General features: G+C 46.1%; 33 protein-coding genes and 1 pseudogene. All 34 read left to right on the top strand.

Annotated features, from left to right (window positions below; genetic code table 11):
- Window positions 1-158: pseudogene (gene tuf / locus V6C11_RS15840) on the top strand (elongation factor Tu); the annotation flags it as partial.
- Between the two features lie 178 nt (window positions 159-336).
- The gene (gene rpsJ, locus V6C11_RS15835) at window positions 337-645 is read left to right on the top strand and encodes a 30S ribosomal protein S10 (RefSeq protein ID WP_003544757.1); all 309 of its coding nucleotides are present in this window, start codon (window positions 337-339) and stop codon (window positions 643-645) included.
- A gap of 74 nt (window positions 646-719) precedes the next feature.
- Window positions 720-1349, top strand: a complete 630-nt coding sequence (gene rplC, locus V6C11_RS15830) for a 50S ribosomal protein L3 (protein ID WP_333532169.1) — start codon at window positions 720-722, stop codon at window positions 1347-1349.
- Window positions 1350-1381: 32 nt separating this feature from the next.
- The gene (gene rplD, locus V6C11_RS15825) at window positions 1382-2002 is read left to right on the top strand and encodes a 50S ribosomal protein L4 (RefSeq protein ID WP_333532168.1); all 621 of its coding nucleotides are present in this window, start codon (window positions 1382-1384) and stop codon (window positions 2000-2002) included.
- Window positions 2002-2289 (top strand): 50S ribosomal protein L23, encoded by a 288-nt coding sequence (gene rplW / locus V6C11_RS15820; protein ID WP_333532167.1) that lies wholly within the window; start codon window positions 2002-2004, stop codon window positions 2287-2289. The genes rplD and rplW overlap by 1 nt, the downstream gene beginning before the upstream one ends.
- A 14-nt stretch (window positions 2290-2303) precedes the next feature.
- Complete coding sequence (gene rplB / locus V6C11_RS15815; protein WP_333532166.1) at window positions 2304-3131, top strand: 50S ribosomal protein L2; 828 nt, start codon at window positions 2304-2306, stop codon at window positions 3129-3131.
- 67 nt (window positions 3132-3198) lie between these two features.
- Complete coding sequence (gene rpsS / locus V6C11_RS15810; RefSeq protein ID WP_333532165.1) at window positions 3199-3483, top strand: 30S ribosomal protein S19; 285 nt, start codon at window positions 3199-3201, stop codon at window positions 3481-3483.
- 12 nt (window positions 3484-3495) lie between these two features.
- The gene (gene rplV, locus V6C11_RS15805) at window positions 3496-3837 is read left to right on the top strand and encodes a 50S ribosomal protein L22 (RefSeq protein ID WP_333532164.1); all 342 of its coding nucleotides are present in this window, start codon (window positions 3496-3498) and stop codon (window positions 3835-3837) included.
- Between the two features lie 4 nt (window positions 3838-3841).
- Complete coding sequence (gene rpsC, locus V6C11_RS15800; RefSeq protein WP_333532163.1) at window positions 3842-4507, top strand: 30S ribosomal protein S3; 666 nt, start codon at window positions 3842-3844, stop codon at window positions 4505-4507.
- 3 nt (window positions 4508-4510) lie between these two features.
- A complete protein-coding gene (gene rplP, locus V6C11_RS15795; protein ID WP_333532162.1) occupies window positions 4511-4945 on the top strand; it encodes a 50S ribosomal protein L16 in 435 nt (144 codons plus the stop codon).
- Window positions 4935-5132 (top strand): 50S ribosomal protein L29, encoded by a 198-nt coding sequence (gene rpmC, locus V6C11_RS15790; protein WP_333532172.1) that lies wholly within the window; start codon window positions 4935-4937, stop codon window positions 5130-5132. The genes rplP and rpmC overlap by 11 nt, the downstream gene beginning before the upstream one ends.
- Window positions 5133-5169: 37 nt before the next feature.
- Window positions 5170-5439 (top strand): 30S ribosomal protein S17, encoded by a 270-nt coding sequence (rpsQ, locus tag V6C11_RS15785; RefSeq protein ID WP_333532161.1) that lies wholly within the window; start codon window positions 5170-5172, stop codon window positions 5437-5439.
- A 37-nt stretch (window positions 5440-5476) separates the two neighbouring features.
- Complete coding sequence (gene rplN / locus V6C11_RS15780; protein WP_333532160.1) at window positions 5477-5845, top strand: 50S ribosomal protein L14; 369 nt, start codon at window positions 5477-5479, stop codon at window positions 5843-5845.
- 92 nt (window positions 5846-5937) lie between these two features.
- The gene (gene rplX / locus V6C11_RS15775; RefSeq protein WP_333532159.1) at window positions 5938-6258 is read left to right on the top strand and encodes a 50S ribosomal protein L24; all 321 of its coding nucleotides are present in this window, start codon (window positions 5938-5940) and stop codon (window positions 6256-6258) included.
- A gap of 26 nt (window positions 6259-6284) precedes the next feature.
- A complete protein-coding gene (gene rplE / locus V6C11_RS15770) occupies window positions 6285-6824 on the top strand; it encodes a 50S ribosomal protein L5 (RefSeq protein ID WP_333532158.1) in 540 nt (179 codons plus the stop codon).
- A 29-nt stretch (window positions 6825-6853) separates the two neighbouring features.
- On the top strand, window positions 6854-7039 hold the full coding sequence (locus V6C11_RS15765; RefSeq protein ID WP_011876617.1) for a type Z 30S ribosomal protein S14: 186 nt from the start codon (window positions 6854-6856) through the stop codon (window positions 7037-7039).
- A gap of 21 nt (window positions 7040-7060) precedes the next feature.
- Window positions 7061-7459: a 30S ribosomal protein S8 gene (gene rpsH / locus V6C11_RS15760; RefSeq protein ID WP_333532157.1), complete on the top strand. Its 399-nt coding sequence runs from the start codon at window positions 7061-7063 to the stop codon at window positions 7457-7459.
- Window positions 7460-7483: 24 nt separating this feature from the next.
- Window positions 7484-8032 (top strand): 50S ribosomal protein L6, encoded by a 549-nt coding sequence (gene rplF, locus V6C11_RS15755; RefSeq protein WP_333532156.1) that lies wholly within the window; start codon window positions 7484-7486, stop codon window positions 8030-8032.
- 18 nt (window positions 8033-8050) lie between these two features.
- Window positions 8051-8419, top strand: coding sequence for a 50S ribosomal protein L18 (gene rplR, locus V6C11_RS15750; protein WP_333532155.1), 369 nt, complete (start codon window positions 8051-8053; stop codon window positions 8417-8419).
- 30 nt (window positions 8420-8449) lie between these two features.
- Window positions 8450-8953 carry a 30S ribosomal protein S5 gene (rpsE, locus tag V6C11_RS15745; RefSeq protein WP_333532154.1) on the top strand — a complete coding sequence of 168 codons (504 nt, stop codon included), beginning with the start codon at window positions 8450-8452 and terminating at the stop codon, window positions 8951-8953.
- 11 nt (window positions 8954-8964) lie between these two features.
- On the top strand, window positions 8965-9144 hold the full coding sequence (gene rpmD / locus V6C11_RS15740) for a 50S ribosomal protein L30 (protein WP_333532153.1): 180 nt from the start codon (window positions 8965-8967) through the stop codon (window positions 9142-9144).
- Between the two features lie 13 nt (window positions 9145-9157).
- Window positions 9158-9598 (top strand): 50S ribosomal protein L15, encoded by a 441-nt coding sequence (gene rplO, locus V6C11_RS15735; RefSeq protein ID WP_333532152.1) that lies wholly within the window; start codon window positions 9158-9160, stop codon window positions 9596-9598.
- A 2-nt stretch (window positions 9599-9600) separates the two neighbouring features.
- Entirely contained in the window at window positions 9601-10860 is a 1260-nt protein-coding gene (gene secY / locus V6C11_RS15730) for a preprotein translocase subunit SecY (RefSeq protein WP_333532151.1), read from the top strand.
- 12 nt (window positions 10861-10872) lie between these two features.
- On the top strand, window positions 10873-11619 hold the full coding sequence (gene map, locus V6C11_RS15725; RefSeq protein WP_333532150.1) for a type I methionyl aminopeptidase: 747 nt from the start codon (window positions 10873-10875) through the stop codon (window positions 11617-11619).
- 26 nt (window positions 11620-11645) lie between these two features.
- The gene (locus V6C11_RS15720) at window positions 11646-11936 is read left to right on the top strand and encodes a KOW domain-containing RNA-binding protein (RefSeq protein WP_333532149.1); all 291 of its coding nucleotides are present in this window, start codon (window positions 11646-11648) and stop codon (window positions 11934-11936) included.
- 38 nt (window positions 11937-11974) lie between these two features.
- Window positions 11975-12193, top strand: coding sequence for a translation initiation factor IF-1 (infA, locus tag V6C11_RS15715; RefSeq protein WP_003544696.1), 219 nt, complete (start codon window positions 11975-11977; stop codon window positions 12191-12193).
- Window positions 12194-12221: 28 nt separating this feature from the next.
- Entirely contained in the window at window positions 12222-12335 is a 114-nt protein-coding gene (gene rpmJ / locus V6C11_RS15710; RefSeq protein WP_003544690.1) for a 50S ribosomal protein L36, read from the top strand.
- 21 nt (window positions 12336-12356) lie between these two features.
- Entirely contained in the window at window positions 12357-12728 is a 372-nt protein-coding gene (gene rpsM / locus V6C11_RS15705) for a 30S ribosomal protein S13 (protein WP_333532148.1), read from the top strand.
- Window positions 12729-12752: 24 nt separating this feature from the next.
- Window positions 12753-13142 (top strand): 30S ribosomal protein S11, encoded by a 390-nt coding sequence (rpsK, locus tag V6C11_RS15700; RefSeq protein WP_333532147.1) that lies wholly within the window; start codon window positions 12753-12755, stop codon window positions 13140-13142.
- 22 nt (window positions 13143-13164) lie between these two features.
- Window positions 13165-13791 carry a 30S ribosomal protein S4 gene (gene rpsD, locus V6C11_RS15695; protein ID WP_333532146.1) on the top strand — a complete coding sequence of 209 codons (627 nt, stop codon included), beginning with the start codon at window positions 13165-13167 and terminating at the stop codon, window positions 13789-13791.
- 46 nt (window positions 13792-13837) lie between these two features.
- Entirely contained in the window at window positions 13838-14785 is a 948-nt protein-coding gene (locus tag V6C11_RS15690; RefSeq protein ID WP_333532145.1) for a DNA-directed RNA polymerase subunit alpha, read from the top strand.
- A 14-nt stretch (window positions 14786-14799) separates the two neighbouring features.
- Window positions 14800-15138: a 50S ribosomal protein L17 gene (gene rplQ / locus V6C11_RS15685; protein ID WP_333532144.1), complete on the top strand. Its 339-nt coding sequence runs from the start codon at window positions 14800-14802 to the stop codon at window positions 15136-15138.
- Between the two features lie 168 nt (window positions 15139-15306).
- On the top strand, window positions 15307-16137 hold the full coding sequence (locus V6C11_RS15680) for an energy-coupling factor transporter ATPase (RefSeq protein ID WP_333532143.1): 831 nt from the start codon (window positions 15307-15309) through the stop codon (window positions 16135-16137).
- Entirely contained in the window at window positions 16125-16988 is an 864-nt protein-coding gene (locus V6C11_RS15675) for an energy-coupling factor transporter ATPase (RefSeq protein WP_333532142.1), read from the top strand. The genes V6C11_RS15680 and V6C11_RS15675 overlap by 13 nt, the downstream gene beginning before the upstream one ends.
- Window positions 16989-16999 lie beyond the last annotated feature (11 nt).

Genomic DNA, 16999 nt, shown 5'->3' with positions numbered 1-16999 from the left:
AACTACCCGAAGGCGTAGAAATGGTAATGCCTGGTGACAACATTAAAGTAGATGTCGACCTGATTACCCCCATCGCCATTGAAGAAGGTCTGCGCTTCGCGATCCGTGAAGGTGGCCGTACCGTAGGTGCCGGTGTAGTAACGGGTATCCGCGAATAATAATAGTTAGAGATTCGGAGTTCGAGGTTAAAGAAAGACCCGGGGGAAATGCCCGGATCGAACCTCGAAACACGAACACGGATCTTCGAGAATGACTAGCGATGAAATGGAAGGTTGCTCGCGGCATGAGGTAATTTCCATGGAGTAGTCCGCGAATCGGACGAAGGGAGAGTAAGTAATGAAAAGCCAAAAAATTAGAATTAGGCTAAAGGCCTTTGATCATCAAATGCTAGATCAGTCTGCAACTAAAATTGTTGATACAGCCAAGCGGACTGGTGCTCAGGTAGCAGGTCCAGTACCTCTGCCCACTGAAAAAAGCATTTACACCATTTTGCGTTCCCCCCACGTCAATAAAGACTCCCGGGAACAATTTGAAATGCGTGTGCATAAACGTTTAATTGATATCCTTGAGCCCACTCCGAAAACTGTAGATGCGCTCATGCGCTTGGATTTACCTGCCGGCGTGGATATTGAAATTAAACTGTAATTGACCCCGCAGTGTATGTTAGGAGCGATGCTATAGGAGGCTTCTAACCTCTGACTATAACAGGAGGTGTTACCATGCCAAAAGGTATTCTTGGCAAAAAGATCGGCATGACCCAGATCTTTAACGATGCAGGTGTTGCTATTCCTGTTACCGTTGTTGAAGCAGGTCCTTGTCTGGTAGTACAAAAAAGAACCCCAGAAAACGATGGTTACAGCGCGATTCAATTGGGTTTTGGTGAAAAACGCGAGAATCTATTGAACAAACCAACCAAAGGCCACTTGGCCAAAGCTGGTGTGCGCCCTGTCCGTTTTTTGCGGGAATTTAAAGTAGATGACCTCGAAGCCTTCGAAGTAGGTCAAGAAATTAAGGCGGACATCTTTGCCGAAGGCGAAAAGGTGGACGTTGTAGGAACATCCAAGGGTAAAGGTTTTGCCGGTGGTATCAAACGTCACAACTTCCATCGCGGACCCATGACCCATGGTTCTAAGTATCACCGTCGTCCCGGTTCCTCCGCAGCAAAAGGCCCTGCTCGTACCTTTAAGGGTAGAAAGCTTCCCGGTCACCACGGGTTTGATCGTGTAACGGTTCAAAACCTTGAGTTAGTAAAAGTTGACCCAGAACGCAATTTGCTTGCTATTAAAGGTGCAGTACCCGGACCAAGGGGTGGCCTATTACTGGTTAAGAATAGCGTCAAAGCAAAGTAGCTGCGACGCAGTGAAAGGAGGACTGTGAACTAATGCCTAAAGTAGCTTTATATAACATCAACGGCGAACAAGTTGGCGAAGTGGAACTTAAAGATGAAGTTTTTGGTATTGAGCCCCACGAGCATGTTATGCATGAAGTAGTAAATATGCAGTTGGCCAACCAACGCCAAGGTACCCACGACACGAAGACTAGATCGGAAGTACGCGGTGGCGGACGCAAACCCTGGCGTCAAAAAGGCACTGGTCGTGCCAGAGCTGGTAGCAGCAGATCTCCGATCTGGCGCAAGGGCGGTATTGTGTTTGGACCCCATCCCAGGGATTACTCCATTTCTCTGCCCAAGAAAGTGCGTCGTTTAGCTCTTAAATCCGCTCTTTCCAGCAAGGTATTGGGTCAGAACATCGTAGTATTAGACAGCCTGAGCATAGATGCTCCCAAAACCAAAGAAATGGTGCGTATTTTGAGTAATCTGAAAGCCGATAAGGCCTTGGTAGTAACTGTTGACCGTGACTTAAATGTTGAAAAATCCGCTAGAAATATTGAAGGTGTTAAATCCTTAAAGGCAGATGGAGTAAACGTTTACGATTTACTGAAATATACCAAGCTGGTTATCACCAAAGATGCCGTTGCTAAAATTGAGGAGGTGCTGGCGTAATGAAAAACCCACGCGATATCCTCATCAAGCCGGTGGTAACTGAAAAAAGTACTGGTTTATTAGCAGAGAACAAATATACCTTTATTGTAGATCTCAATGCTAACAAAACCGAAGTTAAAAAGGCTGTTGAGGAAATTTTCAAGGTCAAGGTTGACAAGGTGACCACCATGCGCGTTAAGGGTAAACAAAAGCGCGTTCGTCAATTCACCGGCAGAACCTCTGACCGTAAAAAAGCCATTGTTACCTTAAAAGAAGGCAACAAGATTGAGATCTTTGAAGGACTGTAAGGAGGGAAGCCCAGGTGGCAGTAAAAAATTATAAACCTACCTCACCTGGCCGCCGGTTTGTAACTGTTCCCGACTTTAGCGAGATAACCAAGGTAGAACCTGAGAAATCTCTGCTAGTTCCCGTAAAAAGGACCGGGGGACGCAACGCCCAGGGCCGACTGACTGTTAGGCACCGGGGTGGTGGCCACAAGCGGATGTTCCGCGTAATCGATTTTAAACGTAATAAAGATGGTATCCCAGCTCGGGTTGCCTCTATTGAATACGATCCTAACCGTTCTGCACGTATTGCTCTGTTGAACTATGCAGATGGTGAAAAACGTTATATTCTTGCTCCGGTAGGACTAGAAGTTGGCCTAACCGTTGTGTCTGGTCCAGATGCAGACATCAAAGTAGGCAACTGCTTACCGTTACGCAATATTCCTGTTGGTACCATGGTACACAACATTGAATTAAACCCCGGCGCTGGCGCACAAATGGTACGCTCAGCTGGTGGTTCAGCGCAATTAATGGCTAAGGAAGGAAAACACGCAACACTGCGTCTGCCTTCCGGAGAAATGCGCTTAGTATTACAAGAATGCCGTGCTACCATTGGTCAAGTGGGTAACATTGAACACGAGAACATCAAGATTGGTAAAGCTGGTCGTTCCCGTAACTTAGGCATCAGACCCACTGTTCGTGGTAAAGTTATGAACCCTGTGGATCACCCACACGGTGGTGGTGAGGGTCGTAACCCAATCGGCCGCAACCCAGCTACTCCCTGGGGCAAACTGGCTATGGGTGTTAAAACCCGGGGCAGAAAGAAAAGCGATCGCTTGATCGTAAAACGCCGTAATAAGAAATAAATAGGGGCAGCAACACACCCGGCCCCGTGAGCATGGAACATGACCATGACCCGGAAGGAGGTTCATAATGGCTCGTTCTCTAAAAAAAGGACCGTTTATTGACGATCACCTTCTGAAGAAAATTGAAGCGATGAATGAGAAGGGCGAAAAAAAGGTATTCAAAACCTGGTCCCGCCGCTCAACTATCTTCCCACAGATGATCGGCCACACCATTGCTGTTTATGATGGTCGTAAACATATCCCAGTATATGTTACTGAAGATATGGTTGGACATAAATTGGGTGAATTTGCACCTACCCGTACCTACAGAGGCCACGCTGATAAATCAGAACGGTCCACAGGACTTAAGTAAGGGGGATAAACCATGGAAGCGAAAGCTATCGCAAAATTTATCCGTGTCTCCCCGCGTAAAGCCCGCATGGTAGTTGATTTAATTCGTGGCAAAAAAGTAGAAGAGGCCTTAGCCATTCTACGTTATACCCCGAATAAGGCTGCTGCGGCAGTGAGCAAAGTGGTAAAATCCGCCGCTGCAAACGCGGAACACAATAACGATATGGATAAAGATGAATTAGTAGTATCCCAAATTTTCGTTGACCAAGGTCCCAGCCTAAAGCGCATGATGCCAAGGGCCATGGGCCGTGCAGATATTATAAAAAGAAGGACCAGCCACATTACTGTAGTGGTTTCGGATAAAAAGGAGGGATAATTGCGTGGGCCAGAAGGTTAACCCAAAGGGTTTGCGTGTTGGCATAATCAAAGACTGGGATGGTAAATGGTTTGCTGATAAACGCAATTACTCCAATTTGTTAATTGAGGACGTAAAAATTCGTGAATATATTAAGCGCAAGCTTTACCAAGCCGGCATCTCTAGAATTCAAATTGAACGTGCGGCTAATCGTGTAAAGGTTTCCATTAACACTGCCAAACCTGGTATTGTCATTGGTCGTGGTGGTGCGGAAGTAGAAGCTTTACGCAAACAGCTGGAGAAGATGACTGGCAAGCAAGTTCACGTAAATATCGTAGAAGTTAAAACACCGGAAGCAGATGCACAATTGGTGGCAGAAAACATTGCCTCTCAGTTGGAAAAACGTATTGCCTTCCGTCGTGCGATGAAACAAACCGTACAGCGCTCCCTGAGAATGGGTGCCAAGGGTATCAAAATTGCCTGCAGCGGCAGATTGGGTGGTGCTGAAATCGCCCGCTCCGAATGGTATAGTGAAGGTAAAGTACCCTTGCATACTCTGCGTGCGGATATTGATTATGGCTTCGCTGAGGCCAATACTACCTACGGTAAAATTGGCGTAAAAGTTTGGATCTATAAAGGAGAAGTTTTACCGGAAGCGAAAAAACCCGCAGCCGGTCAAGGAGGCGAGTAACCGATGCTTATTCCGAAAAGGGTTAAATTCCGTAAGCAGCACCGTCCCCGCGGTAACGGCGGCATTTCCAAGGGCGGTAGAGAGGTAAGCTTCGGTGAATACGGAATCCAGGCCGTTGAGGCTGGTTGGATTACTAACCGTCAAATCGAAGCTGCTCGTATTGCTATGACCCGTTATATCAAACGTGGTGGTAAAGTTTGGATTCGTATATTCCCGGATAAGCCGATTACCCAGAAACCTGCTGAAACACGTATGGGCTCTGGTAAAGGTGCTCCGGAACATTGGGTAGCTGTTGTTAAACCAGGTCGCGTAATGTTTGAAGTAGCAGGTGTTTCTGAAGAAGTGGCACGTGAAGCTTTGCGCCTGGCAATACACAAATTGCCTATTAAATGCAAGTTTGTAGCACGTGGGGAAGTAGGTGAAGCCAATGAAAGTTAAGGAACTCAGAGATCTTTCTGATGTCGAACTGGCTAAGAAGATAGATGACTCCAAAGATGAACTCTTCAAATTAAGATTTCAATTGGCAACCGGACAATTGGATAACCCCATGAAAATCAAAGATGTTAAACGTAATATTGCTCGCTTAAAGACCGTCGAAACCGAAAGAAAATTAGGTATTCGATAGGGTCGTGCAATATGTCATCGACCAGGAAGGAGGTACGATGGTGGAACAAGTGCGTAACATGCGCAAGATTCGTCAAGGTAAAGTAGTCAGCGACAAGATGGAAAAAACGATCGTTGTGGCTGTTGAAGATCGTGTTCGCCACCCTTTATATAACCGCACCATTCGTAAGACTACAAAATTTAAAGCTCATGATGAAGATAACAGCTGTCGCATTGGCGATACTGTACGTATCATGGAAACCCGTCCGCTTTCCAAGGATAAGCGCTGGCGTCTGATAGAAATCCTGGAAAGGGCCGAACAACTTTAATTTTGGCTAATACCGGGCACGAAGGGAGGTTTTATTCGTGATTCAAGTTGAAACGAGATTAAAGGCAGCAGACAACACAGGAGCCCGAAAGTTACAATGTATTCGTGTTTTAGGTGGTGCCCTGCGTCGTTATGCCAGTGTTGGCGATATCATTGTTGCTTCCGTAAAAGAAGCTACACCCGGCGGCGTTGTTAAAAAGGGTGATGTTGTTAAGTGTGTTATCGTACGCACTGCTAAAGAAGTACGCCGTCCAGACGGTTCTTATATAAAGTTTGATGAAAACGCCGCTGTTGTCATCAAAGATGACAAAACCCCCAGGGGAACACGTATCTTTGGACCCGTAGCCCGGGAGTTGCGTGAAAAAGACTTTATGAAGATTGTTTCACTTGCACCTGAAGTTATCTAGTCGGATTAAGCAAGAGGTAAGAGTGGTAGGAGAGAAATTCGATCCAACCTTAAATGTCCTCTCGCCTCTTAATCGGGAGGTGTATGAACTACATGCCGAAAGTTCACGTTCGTAAGGGCGATACTGTAATGGTAATCACAGGCAAAGATGCTGGCAAAAAAGGTAAAGTTGTTACTGTTGAACCAGCTAAAAGTCGTGTGACTGTTGAAGGTGTAAACGTTGTTAAGCGTCATCAGAAGGCCACTCCCCAAATGCCCCAGGGGGGTATAGTGGAAAAAGAGGCCCCCATCCATAGCTCTAATGTTATGCTGTTCTGCAACAAGTGCAACAAAGCTACCCGTATTCAAAAGAAAGTTTTGGATAGTGGTAACAAAGAGCGTATTTGCAAACATTGCGGAGAATTACTCAGCTAATAAGGGCTAGGAAAGGAGGAAAAAACGTGGCAAGGCTAAAGGATAAGTACCTGAGCGAAGTTCAACCGGCTTTAATACAAAAGTTTGGTTATAAGAATATCATGCAGGCTCCTAAGCTTGAAAAAGTTGTTGTTAACGTTGGTTTGGGCGAAGCCGTTCAAAACAGCAAAGCCGTTGATGCTGCAGTTGGTGATTTAATGACCATTACCGGCCAACGCCCCATTACAACTAAAGCTAAAAAGTCAATCGCTGCATTTAAACTGCGTGCAGGTATGACCATTGGTACAAAAGTAACCCTGCGCGGTGAGCGTATGTATGAATTTGTTGATAGACTGTTCAACGTTGCTCTACCTCGGGTTAGAGATTTCCGTGGAGTATCAGATAAATCCTTTGACGGACGTGGTAACTACACCATGGGCCTGAAGGAACAGCTGATTTTCCCAGAAATAGAGTATGACAAAATAGACAAGGTACGTGGTATGGATATTACATTCGTAACCACTGCAAAAACTGACGAAGAAGCCAGAGAGCTACTAAAACTTATGGGCATCCCCTTTGTTAAGTAAGCTAACTTCCGGTAAAGGAGGGTAATTCGGTGGCCAAAAAATCCATGATTAATAAGGCGAATGCACCACAAAAGTTTACGGTGCGAGGACATAATCGTTGCAAACTGTGTGGGCGGCCCCATGGTTATATGAGAAAGTTTGGTATTTGCCGTATTTGCTTCCGGGAGCTTGCCTATCGCGGGGAGATTCCGGGAGTAAAGAAAGCCAGCTGGTAATCAGGAAGGAGGTTGCATCACATGGTCATGACTGATCCCATTGCGGATTTTTTAACAAGGGTTCGCAATGCTAACACTGTTTACCATGATAAGGTAGAAGCCCCGGCCTCCAATGTAAAAAAGGCTATTGCTGAGATCCTGAAGCAAGAGGGCTACATTAAAGATTTTGAAACGATTGAAGATGGTAAACAAGGAATTATTAGACTGTATCTTAAGTACGGTATGAATAAACAACGCGTTATCACTGGACTAAAAAGAATTTCTAAGCCCGGTCTGCGTGTATACGCCAAGAAAGACCAAATACCTAAAGTATTAGGTGGCTTAGGTATCGCCATTGTATCCACATCAAAGGGAATTATGACGGATAAGCAAGCACGTCAATCCGGTCTCGGTGGCGAAGTCATTTGCTACGTCTGGTAAGCGTCGTAACAGGAGGTGTGACAGATGTCCAGGATTGGTAAAAAGCCTATTCCAGTACCCCAGGGTGTTGATGTAAAAATCGACGGCAAAGTATTAGCTGTTAAAGGACCCAAAGGTCAATTGGAACAGGAATTCCACCAGGATATGATCATTAAACTGGAGGAAGGCAATCTGGTGGTAGAGCGTCCCAGTGATGCTAAGAACCACAGAGCTTTACATGGTCTAACCCGCACCCTGTTAAGTAACATGGTGGTAGGGGTGACCAATGGCTTCCAGCGTAACCTTGAGCTGGTTGGTGTTGGTTACCGTGCTGCCAAGCAGGGTAATAAGCTGGTGCTGACCATCGGTAAATCTCACCCGGTTGAAATAGAACCCCCGGCTGGTATAGAGATCGAAGTTCCCGCAGTAACTAAGATTGCTGTCAAGGGATGCGATAAGCAAGCCGTAGGTCAATTGGCGGCCAATATCCGTGCAGTTCGTGAGCCTGAGCCATACAAAGGCAAGGGTATTAAATACGAAGGCGAGATCATTCGCCGCAAGGCCGGTAAAGCCGGCGGTAAAGGCAAGAAATAGGGAAGGAGTTGAACTCGGTTGCTTACCAAACCTGACCGTAAAGCGATACGTGCAAAACGTCGTCGCAGAGTCCGGAATAAAATTTTGGGTACAGCGGCAAGACCACGTCTTAACGTTTTCCGCAGCCTGAATAATATCTATGCCCAACTCATCAATGATGAAACTGGCGTGACCGTGGTTGCTGCTTCAACCCTATCGCCGGAACTAAAGGGAAAAATGAAAAATGGCAGTAACATTGAAGCTGCCAAAGCTGTTGGCGATTTAGTCGGCAAGCTAGCCCTGGAAAAGGGTGTTAAGGAAGTAGTATTTGACCGTGCAGGATACCTCTACCACGGTCGTGTAAAAGCTCTGGCAGATGCTGCCAGAGAAGCAGGATTAGACTTTTAGTCTAATCTTAAAGGAGGGAAGCAACGACACATGGCTGCAAGAATTGATGCCAGCAAGCTGGAACTAACCGAAAAGGTTGTTTATATTAACCGTGTTGCTAAGGTTGTTAAGGGTGGTCGGCGCTTTAGCTTCTCCGCTCTGGTGGTAGTTGGCGACGGTAATGGCCACGTGGGTGCCGGTTTAGGTAAAGCCGCTGAAGTTCCTGAAGCTATTCGCAAGGGAATTGAAGATGCTAAGAAAAACATGGTAGAAGTTGCCTTAAACGGAACTACCATAACCCACGAGGTACAAGGTCGCTTCGGAGCTGGAAAAGTTTTAATGAAGCCAGCCGCTAAAGGTACTGGTGTTATTGCGGGTGGTCCTGTACGTGCCATCCTGGAATTAGCTGGTGTAAGAGATATCTTAACAAAATCCTTAGGCTCCAATAATGCCAACAACATGGTAAACGCTACCATGGAGGGACTTAAGATGCTTAAGACCCCAGAAGAAGTGGCTCGACTACGCGGCAAAAGCGTAGAAGAATTATTAGGTTAGGGGGACGGACAATGGCCAAGCTGAAAATTACGCTTGTACGCAGTCTTATCGGCAGGCCTGAGGCACAGCGGAAAATTGTCCGCGCCCTTGGCTTGGGTAAGACCAATAGTATGGTTGAACAAAACGATACCCCTGGTATTCGGGGTATGATCAATAAAGTTTCTCATCTGATTAAGGTTGAGGAAGCCTAAAGGAGGTGTACCGGTGAATCTTTCCGAACTAAGACCAGCTCCCGGTGCAAGAACAAAACCAACCCGTAAGGGTCAAGGTATCGGCTCCGGTTTAGGTAAAACTGCCGGCAAAGGTCACAAAGGTCAAAATGCAAGATCAGGCGGCGGTGTTCGTCCTGGTTTCGAAGGCGGTCAAATGCCGTTACAGCGTCGGTTGCCGAAGAGGGGTTTTACAAACATTTTCAAGAAGCAGATTACTGCTATCAACTTGGATCAATTAAATGTTTTTGAAGCCGGCACGGAAGTAACTCCAGAATTATTGCTTGAAGCAGGTGTAATAAAGAAGATTGGCGACGGTGTGAAGATTTTGGGAGATGGCACACTTGACAAAGCATTAACCGTAAAAGTTCACGCCTTTAGTAAAACAGCAGCCGAAAAGATTGCTGCTGCAGGCGGAAAAGCCGAGGTGATCTAAGGGTGTTAAACAGCCTGACAACTGCGTTCAAACTTGACGAACTGCGGAGCAAGCTGCTTTTTACCCTGGCAATGCTCTTCTTGTTCCGGGTTGGTGCCCACATACCGGTACCTGGAGTTAACCCGGAAGCATTTGCCAACCTGCTGACAAAGGGTCAATTGCTTGGTTTCTTTGATGTTATTTCCGGGGGTGCATTCAAAAACGCGAGTATCTTCGCCATGAGTATTACCCCTTACATTAACGCCTCGATTATTATGCAGCTCCTGACGGTGGTAATTCCTCATTTAGAGAAATTAGCCAAGGAAGGGGAAGAGGGGCGTAAAAAAATTACCCAATATACCCGGTATTTTACAGCAGTGCTAGCTTTTGTTCAGGCCATCGGCATGACCATGGCTCTAAAGGGTGCGCTGGCTAGCCCCAGTACCTTAAACTACCTGACTGTGGCCCTTACATTTACAGCGGGAACCGTTCTGTTAATGTGGATGGGCGAACAAATCACAGATAAAGGAATAGGCAATGGTATATCACTACTGATATTTGCTGGTATCGTTTCAAGAATTCCCTCAGCGATGGTTAGCATTGGACAGTATCTACAGGCAGGAACAATTAATATCTTTAGCATACTGGCTCTGGTGATTATTGGTATTCTGGTGATAGTTGCCGTTGTATATGTACAGGAAGGTCAACGTCGCATCCCTGTACAGTATGCTAAGCGTGTGGTGGGACGTCGTGTATACGGCGGGCAAACCTCCCACTTGCCTTTAAAGGTAAACCAAGCTGGAGTTATTCCTATTATCTTTGCTTCTTCACTGTTAATGTTTCCGGGTCAAATTGCCTCTTGGTTCCAAGGTAGCGGCGTTGCCGATTGGTACTTAAAGTGGTTTGCCTGGGGTGGCGTACTCAACAGTCTTTTATATGCTTTGCTAATTATTGGTTTTACTTACTTCTACACAGCAGTAATTATGAATCCAGTTGATATGGCAGAGAACATTAAGAAGTACGGTGGCTTCATTCCTGGTTTACGTCCTGGACGGTCCACGGCAGAATATATTGGCAAAGTAATGAGTAGAATCACTTTGGCTGGTGCAGTCTTCTTAGCACTGATTGCTATCCTGCCAAACGTAATACTAGTGTTAACCCGTATTCCCAACGTATACTTTGGCGGCACCGCGCTATTGATTGTTGTGGGTGTTGCTTTAGATACGATGAAGCAGATTGAATCTCACCTGCTGATGCGGAGTTACCAAGGCTTCTTGAAATAGCGGGTGAAATAAATGATTACTATTAAAAACGAGCGAGAACTAAACTATATGCGGGATGCCGGAAGAGTTGTGGCCGAAACCTTTGAAGTTCTCAAAGATATGGTTAAGCCGGGCGTTACAACCAAGGAGCTTGACCAAGAGGCTGAGGATTTTATTGTTCGTAAAGGTGCTAAACCGGCATTTAAAGGGTATGGCGGTTTTCCCGGAACTCTATGTACTTCTGTGAATGAAGAAGTTGTACATGGAATCCCCGGTTTAAGAAAATTGGAGAATGGGGATATTATTAGCATTGACTGTGGTGCGGTAATAAATGGTTTTGTTGGTGACAGTGCCCTTACATTACCAGTGGGTACCATCAGTCAAGAGGCTCAGCAACTTCTAAGGGTAACCGAAGAATCATTATATGCCGGCATTGCTCAAGCGGTGGAAGGCAATCGCCTTTCCGACGTTTCGAATGCCGTCCAAAAATGTGTCGAGAAACAGGGCATGTCAGTTGTTCGGGATTATGTGGGGCATGGTATAGGAGCCAAAATGCATGAGGATCCTCAGATACCCAATTTTGGACCTCCTGGCCGAGGACCCAGGCTAAAAAAAGGAATGACATTAGCAATTGAACCAATGGTAAACTTGGGCACCTTTGAGGTACGTACCCTTGAGGATGATTGGACGGTCGTAACCCTAGACGGAAGGTTGTCAGCTCACTTTGAACATACAATCGCCATAACCGATGATACACCGGAAATTCTAACAAAACTGTAGATGCCCTGCACATAAAAGTGTTGGAGGTGCAAGGTTTGGTAGAAGAAGTGAGGCCCGGGCAATTGGTAAGTTCGACCCAGGGGCGTGATGTTGAAAGGTACTACCTGGTTGTTAGCACTTCTGGCAATAGTTTTGTAAATGTTACCGATGGGGAATATCGTGGTATAGAGAAACCCAAGAGAAAGAACCTGAAGCATCTTAAAATTTATCAGATGTATTCAGAGGTGATCGCTACAAAGCTAGCTGCTCAAGTGAAGTTAACAAATGCAGAGATCATGTCTGAATTGGCTATATTGATCAGAAAGCTCCAGGAGTAGCCTTTACTCAAAGGTTAAGGAGGTTGGTTAAAAGAGCAATGTCAAAAAATGATGTTATAGAAGTAGAAGGTAAAGTATTAGAGCCGCTCCCAAACGCGATGTTTCGGGTGGAATTACAGAACGGACATAAGGTACTGGCACATGTATCGGGAAAAATTCGGATGAATTTTATCCGTATACTACCTGGCGACAGGGTTACGGTGGAACTGTCTCCCTATGACTTAACCCGGGGTCGCATCGTTTACCGCTTTAAGTAAACAAGATCCCCCAAAGGAGGGTTACATTATGAAAGTCAGACCATCGGTTAAACCGATTTGTGAAAAATGCAAGATTATCCGCCGTGAAGGTAAGGTTATGGTTATCTGCGAAAATCCCAAGCACAAGCAAAAGCAAGGGTAACACGGGAGGTGTATTCGTAATATGGCACGTATTGCCGGGGTGGACCTGCCGAAAGATAAGAGAGCAGAAATCGCTCTTACCTATATCTACGGCATTGGTAAGCCAACTGCTCAAAAAATTCTAGCCCAAACTGGCGTAAACCCAGAAACTAGAATTAAAAATTTAACAGAAGAAGAAGTCAACAAGCTTAGAGATTATATTGATAAAAATGTTCAGGTTGAAGGTGACCTCCGCAGAGAAGTTGCTCTCAACATCAAGCGTCTGATTGAAATTGGCTGTTATCGTGGCCTCAGACACCGTCGCGGACTTCCTGTTCGCGGCCAGCGTACAAAAACCAACGCTCGTACCCGTAAGGGTCCCAAGAGGACGGTTGGTGCACGCAGGAAGAAGTAAGGCGAGAGGGGGTAAAGAACAAACATGGCTCGTCGCCAAGTAAGAACTAAACGCAAAGACAAGAAAAATATTGAGTCAGGTGTGGCACATATTAAGTCCACCTTTAACAATACCATCGTTACCATTACTGACCTTAAGGGCAATACCCTTGGCTGGTCCAGTGCTGGTCAAGTTGGCTTTAAGGGTTCCCGTAAAAGCACTCCCTTTGCTGCCCAAATGGCCGCAGAAGCTGCCGCCAAAGACGCGATGGAACACGGTTTGAAAGAAGTAGAAGTTACAGTTAAGGGACCTGGTTCCGGACGTGAGGCTGCAATTCGTTCACTGCAGGCTGCTGGTCTGGAAGTTAACATGATTAAGGATGTTACTCCGATTCCGCATAATGGTTGCCGGCCGCCTAAGCGCCGGAGAGTGTAATTAGGGAGGTGCATGAGTTTCCATGGCAAGATACACTGGTCCACACTGCCGTCTTTGTCGGCGTGAAGGCCTCAAACTGTATTTGAAGGGAGACCGCTGCTACACCGGTAAATGTGCTATTGACCGTCGTAGTTATGCTCCCGGACAACATGGTCAAGGTCGCAAGAAAGTTTCTGAATATGGTATTCAGTTGCGTGCAAAGCAGAAAGCACGTCGTATATACGGTGTACTAGAAAAGCCTTTCCGCAACTATTTTGAACATGCAGAGCGTCAACCCGGTGTTACCGGTGAGAACCTGCTGCGTCTTTTAGAGCGTCGCTTGGATAATGTAGTTTACCGTCTAGGCCTAGGCGCTTCTAGGGTAGAGGCAAGACAACTGGTTCTGCATGGCCACTTTACCGTAAACGGTAAAAAGGTAAACATTCCTTCTTTCCAAGTTCGTGTTGGTGATGAAATTGCTGTTCGTGAGAAGAGTAAAGCCTCCCCACGTATTAAAGAACTAATGGAGAGATCTGCTGATCGTACTCCTCCGGCTTGGATGGAGTATGACAGTCAAGAAGCCAAAGGTAGAGTTATTGCATTACCCAGCCGGGATCAAATCGACGCTCCGGTTGAAGAGCACTTAATTGTCGAGCTGTATTCCAGGTAATTGGTCGGTATGTTAGTTCCGGTCCGGCCAAAGGAGGGTTACCGAATTGTTGGAGATTGAAAAGCCGAAGATTGAGATTGTTGAACAGAGTGAGGATAACACATACGGTAAATTTGTAGTAGAACCGCTGGAGCGTGGTTACGGGATTACCCTGGGCAACTCGCTGCGCAGGATTCTACTATCCTCCCTGCCTGGGGCTGCTGTTACATCCGTTAAAATTGAGGGTGTATTGCATGAATTTGCCACAGTTCCCGGGGTTCAAGAGGATGTTACCGATATCATTCTAAACCTGAAAAATCTTTGCCTTAAAATTCACAGCGACGAGGAAAAAGTTCTTCGGGTGGAAGCTCAGACCGAAGGTCCCGTCACTGCCGGTGATATTATTTGTGATGCCGATGTAGAAATCCTAAATCCGGAGTTGCATCTGGCAACCCTTGACACCGGTGGAAGGTTGTTTATGGAGATATCCGTAAACAAAGGCCGGGGCTATTCTTCAGCAGAGAAGAATAAAAAGGGCGAGCATATTATAGGGGTTATACCCATTGATTCTATCTATACACCGGTACGCCGGGTGAATTACAATGTGGAAAACACTCGGGTAGGTCAGATAACGGACTATGACAAGCTCACTCTTGAGGTCTGGACCAACGGCAGTATCCGACCGGACGAGGCCACAAGCCTTTCTGCCAAAATTTTAAATGAGCATCTTAGGCTGTTTGTTGGTTTAACCGAGACAGTTAATGATGTGGAAATTATGGTAGAAAAGGAAGAGGAGCAAAAGGACAAGATCCTTGAGATGACGATTGAGGAACTTGACATGTCTGTACGCTCCTACAACTGCCTGAAACGGGCTGGCATCAACACTGTAGAAGAACTGATTCAGCGTAACGAAGAGGATATGATGAAAGTTCGTAACCTTGGCAAGAAGTCGCTGGAAGAAGTAATTAATAAATTACACGAACTAGGCCTGTCGCTTAGAACCGAAGACGAGTAAGGGAGGGACGAATTGTGGGCTATCGTAGATTTGGTTTAACCACTGGCCATCGCAAAGCGATGCTGAGAAACCTCGTTACCTCTTTATTCCGGGATGAACGGATTGAAACCACCGGACCCAGAGCTAAAGATGTACGTAGCATTGCTGATAAGTTGGTAACTGTTGCCAAAAAAGGCGACCTGGCTGCTCGCCGCCAGTGCTTAGAATACATCTATGAAGAAGATGTAGTGAAAAAACTTTTTGATACCATCGCTCCCAAATATGCTGATCGCCAAGGCGGATACACACGCATCATTAAAGTGGGTTATCGCCGGGGTGACGCAGCTGAAATGGTGCTGTTGGAACTAGTATAATTCCATGGCGTAAAGAATTGGCGGAAACCCCGGGCTAGTGTGGTTTCCGTTTCGCCTTGCCTAAATGTAAGGCAAAAAGCCCCGGGGATAAACCTATTTTGGTCTCCTGGGGCTTTTTTGGCATATGAGTCCATCCGAGGGCTACCGTTATTTTTTCTGTGAGGTAATATGAGAAACCCAATTATATCTGTTAAGAACGTTTTTTATCGCTATCCAGAGGGAAGTAAAAAATACACCCTAGAGAAGATTAATCTAGAATTCTTTCCCGGGGAAACCATTGCGGTGCTAGGTCCCAATGGTTCTGGCAAGTCAACCTTGGCCCGCCTATTAAACGGTTTGTTATTACCCATTGAGGGCAAGGTTATTGTAGATGGGTTAGCCACCTGTGATGAAACGAATATTTGGGGAATCAGAAGCAAAGTAGGCATGGTCTTTCAAAACCCGGATAACCAGTTAGTGGCTGCATTGGTGGAAGAAGAACTGGCCTTTGGCATGGAAAATATGGGTGTTGAACCAGAAGAAATGAAAAAACGAATTAATGATATAAGTCAGGCAATGGGCCTAACGTCCTTGCTGGAATTTCCCCCTCACAAACTCTCAGGCGGACAAAAACAAAGGGTAGCCATCGCTGCGGTATTGGTCTTGGAACCAGAGGTGTTGGTTCTAGACGAACCCACTTCCATGTTGGACCCTGGAGGCAGGAAAAAAGTTCTCCAGGAACTTAACAGATTAAAAAAAATGGGCAAAACCCTTGTGTTAGTGACCCATGATATGTCAGAGGCAGTAACGGCTGATCGGGTTGTTGTAATGGAACAAGGGAAAGTAGCCTTCCAAGGGACTCCCCAGGAGTGTTTTGCTGATATTGACTGGCTGGCCAAGCTTGGTTTGGAACTTCCTCCGGCGGCAGAACTAGCCCGCAGACTTAAGCAAAAGGACCTGATTGTGCCCAAGGCCTCACTATCTGTAGCAGATTGGATTGAGCATCTATGTCCCCAATAATTGAGATTAAAGGACTAAATGTAGTCTATGCCCCCAAAAGCCCGATGGAGCGACAGGCTCTAGGTGACTTGAATTTCTCAGTGGCTGAGGGGGAGTTTAGGGCCATCATAGGTTCCCAGGGCTCAGGAAAGTCTACCCTACTGCAAGTAATGGCAGGGTTAATAGCAGGCAAGGGTACAGTAAAAATAGCCGGATTAGATTTGTCTATTAAAAAAAACCGTACTCAATTATGGCGTCAGGTAGGGGTGGTTTTCCAATACCCTGAAAAACAATTATTTGAGGATACCGTTTGGCACGATGTAGCCTACGGGCCCCAAAATCTTGGTTTAGGGCAAACCGAGGTTAACCGTAGGGTTAAAAGGGCACTGGACAGGGTAAAGCTGGAAAAAGAATACTTTCAAGTATCACCTTTTAAGCTTAGTGGGGGTCAACAACGAAGAGTGGCCATAGCAGGAATCCTAGCCATGGAGCCTAAAATATTATTGCTGGATGAACCAACAGCCGGTCTCGATCCCCGTGGACGTCAACAATTAATGAATATGTTTAGCACCCTGTGCAGTAAGGAAAAGGTAACCATTGTCCTGGTAACCCACGATATGGAAGAGGTGGCTTGCCGTGCAGACCGTGTAACCGTTTTGCAACAGGGCAAAGTAGCCATGGAGGGTACACCCCAGGAAGTTTTTAACAACAAGGAAAAACTAGAAGCCCTGGGCCTCGGCGTTCCCTTTGCATCCGAGCTAGCTGCTTCTCTTAAGGGGAAAGGAGTTTCTGTTAAGGAAATGACCACCCTCCATGAGGCTGAACGGGAAGTGGGGAGGCTATTAAAGGCCAGGGGCCATTTTAGTAGTTAGCCATTAGTCGT

It is taken from the genome of Desulfotomaculum sp. 1211_IL3151, from assembly GCF_036763075.1.
Classification (GTDB): Bacteria; Bacillota; Desulfotomaculia; order Desulfotomaculales; family Desulfotomaculaceae; genus Desulfotomaculum.
This window is presented reverse-complemented; position numbering and strand designations above follow the sequence as displayed.

Coding starts and splice junctions, on each gene's coding strand:
- rpsJ (WP_003544757.1), top strand. CDS start 337: ATGAAAAGCCAAAAAATTAGAATTAGGCTAAAGGCCTTTGATCATCAA.
- rplC (WP_333532169.1), top strand. CDS start 720: ATGCCAAAAGGTATTCTTGGCAAAAAGATCGGCATGACCCAGATCTTT.
- rplD (WP_333532168.1), top strand. CDS start 1,382: ATGCCTAAAGTAGCTTTATATAACATCAACGGCGAACAAGTTGGCGAA.
- rplW (WP_333532167.1), top strand. CDS start 2,002: ATGAAAAACCCACGCGATATCCTCATCAAGCCGGTGGTAACTGAAAAA.
- rpsS (WP_333532165.1), top strand. CDS start 3,199: ATGGCTCGTTCTCTAAAAAAAGGACCGTTTATTGACGATCACCTTCTG.
- rplV (WP_333532164.1), top strand. CDS start 3,496: ATGGAAGCGAAAGCTATCGCAAAATTTATCCGTGTCTCCCCGCGTAAA.
- rplP (WP_333532162.1), top strand. CDS start 4,511: ATGCTTATTCCGAAAAGGGTTAAATTCCGTAAGCAGCACCGTCCCCGC.
- rpmC (WP_333532172.1), top strand. CDS start 4,935: ATGAAAGTTAAGGAACTCAGAGATCTTTCTGATGTCGAACTGGCTAAG.
- rpsQ (WP_333532161.1), top strand. CDS start 5,170: ATGGTGGAACAAGTGCGTAACATGCGCAAGATTCGTCAAGGTAAAGTA.
- rplX (WP_333532159.1), top strand. CDS start 5,938: ATGCCGAAAGTTCACGTTCGTAAGGGCGATACTGTAATGGTAATCACA.
- rpsH (WP_333532157.1), top strand. CDS start 7,061: ATGGTCATGACTGATCCCATTGCGGATTTTTTAACAAGGGTTCGCAAT.
- rplF (WP_333532156.1), top strand. CDS start 7,484: ATGTCCAGGATTGGTAAAAAGCCTATTCCAGTACCCCAGGGTGTTGAT.
- rpsE (WP_333532154.1), top strand. CDS start 8,450: ATGGCTGCAAGAATTGATGCCAGCAAGCTGGAACTAACCGAAAAGGTT.
- rpmD (WP_333532153.1), top strand. CDS start 8,965: ATGGCCAAGCTGAAAATTACGCTTGTACGCAGTCTTATCGGCAGGCCT.
- map (WP_333532150.1), top strand. CDS start 10,873: ATGATTACTATTAAAAACGAGCGAGAACTAAACTATATGCGGGATGCC.
- infA (WP_003544696.1), top strand. CDS start 11,975: ATGTCAAAAAATGATGTTATAGAAGTAGAAGGTAAAGTATTAGAGCCG.
- rpmJ (WP_003544690.1), top strand. CDS start 12,222: ATGAAAGTCAGACCATCGGTTAAACCGATTTGTGAAAAATGCAAGATT.
- rpsM (WP_333532148.1), top strand. CDS start 12,357: ATGGCACGTATTGCCGGGGTGGACCTGCCGAAAGATAAGAGAGCAGAA.
- rpsK (WP_333532147.1), top strand. CDS start 12,753: ATGGCTCGTCGCCAAGTAAGAACTAAACGCAAAGACAAGAAAAATATT.
- rpsD (WP_333532146.1), top strand. CDS start 13,165: ATGGCAAGATACACTGGTCCACACTGCCGTCTTTGTCGGCGTGAAGGC.
- V6C11_RS15680 (WP_333532143.1), top strand. CDS start 15,307: ATGAGAAACCCAATTATATCTGTTAAGAACGTTTTTTATCGCTATCCA.
- V6C11_RS15675 (WP_333532142.1), top strand. CDS start 16,125: ATGTCCCCAATAATTGAGATTAAAGGACTAAATGTAGTCTATGCCCCC.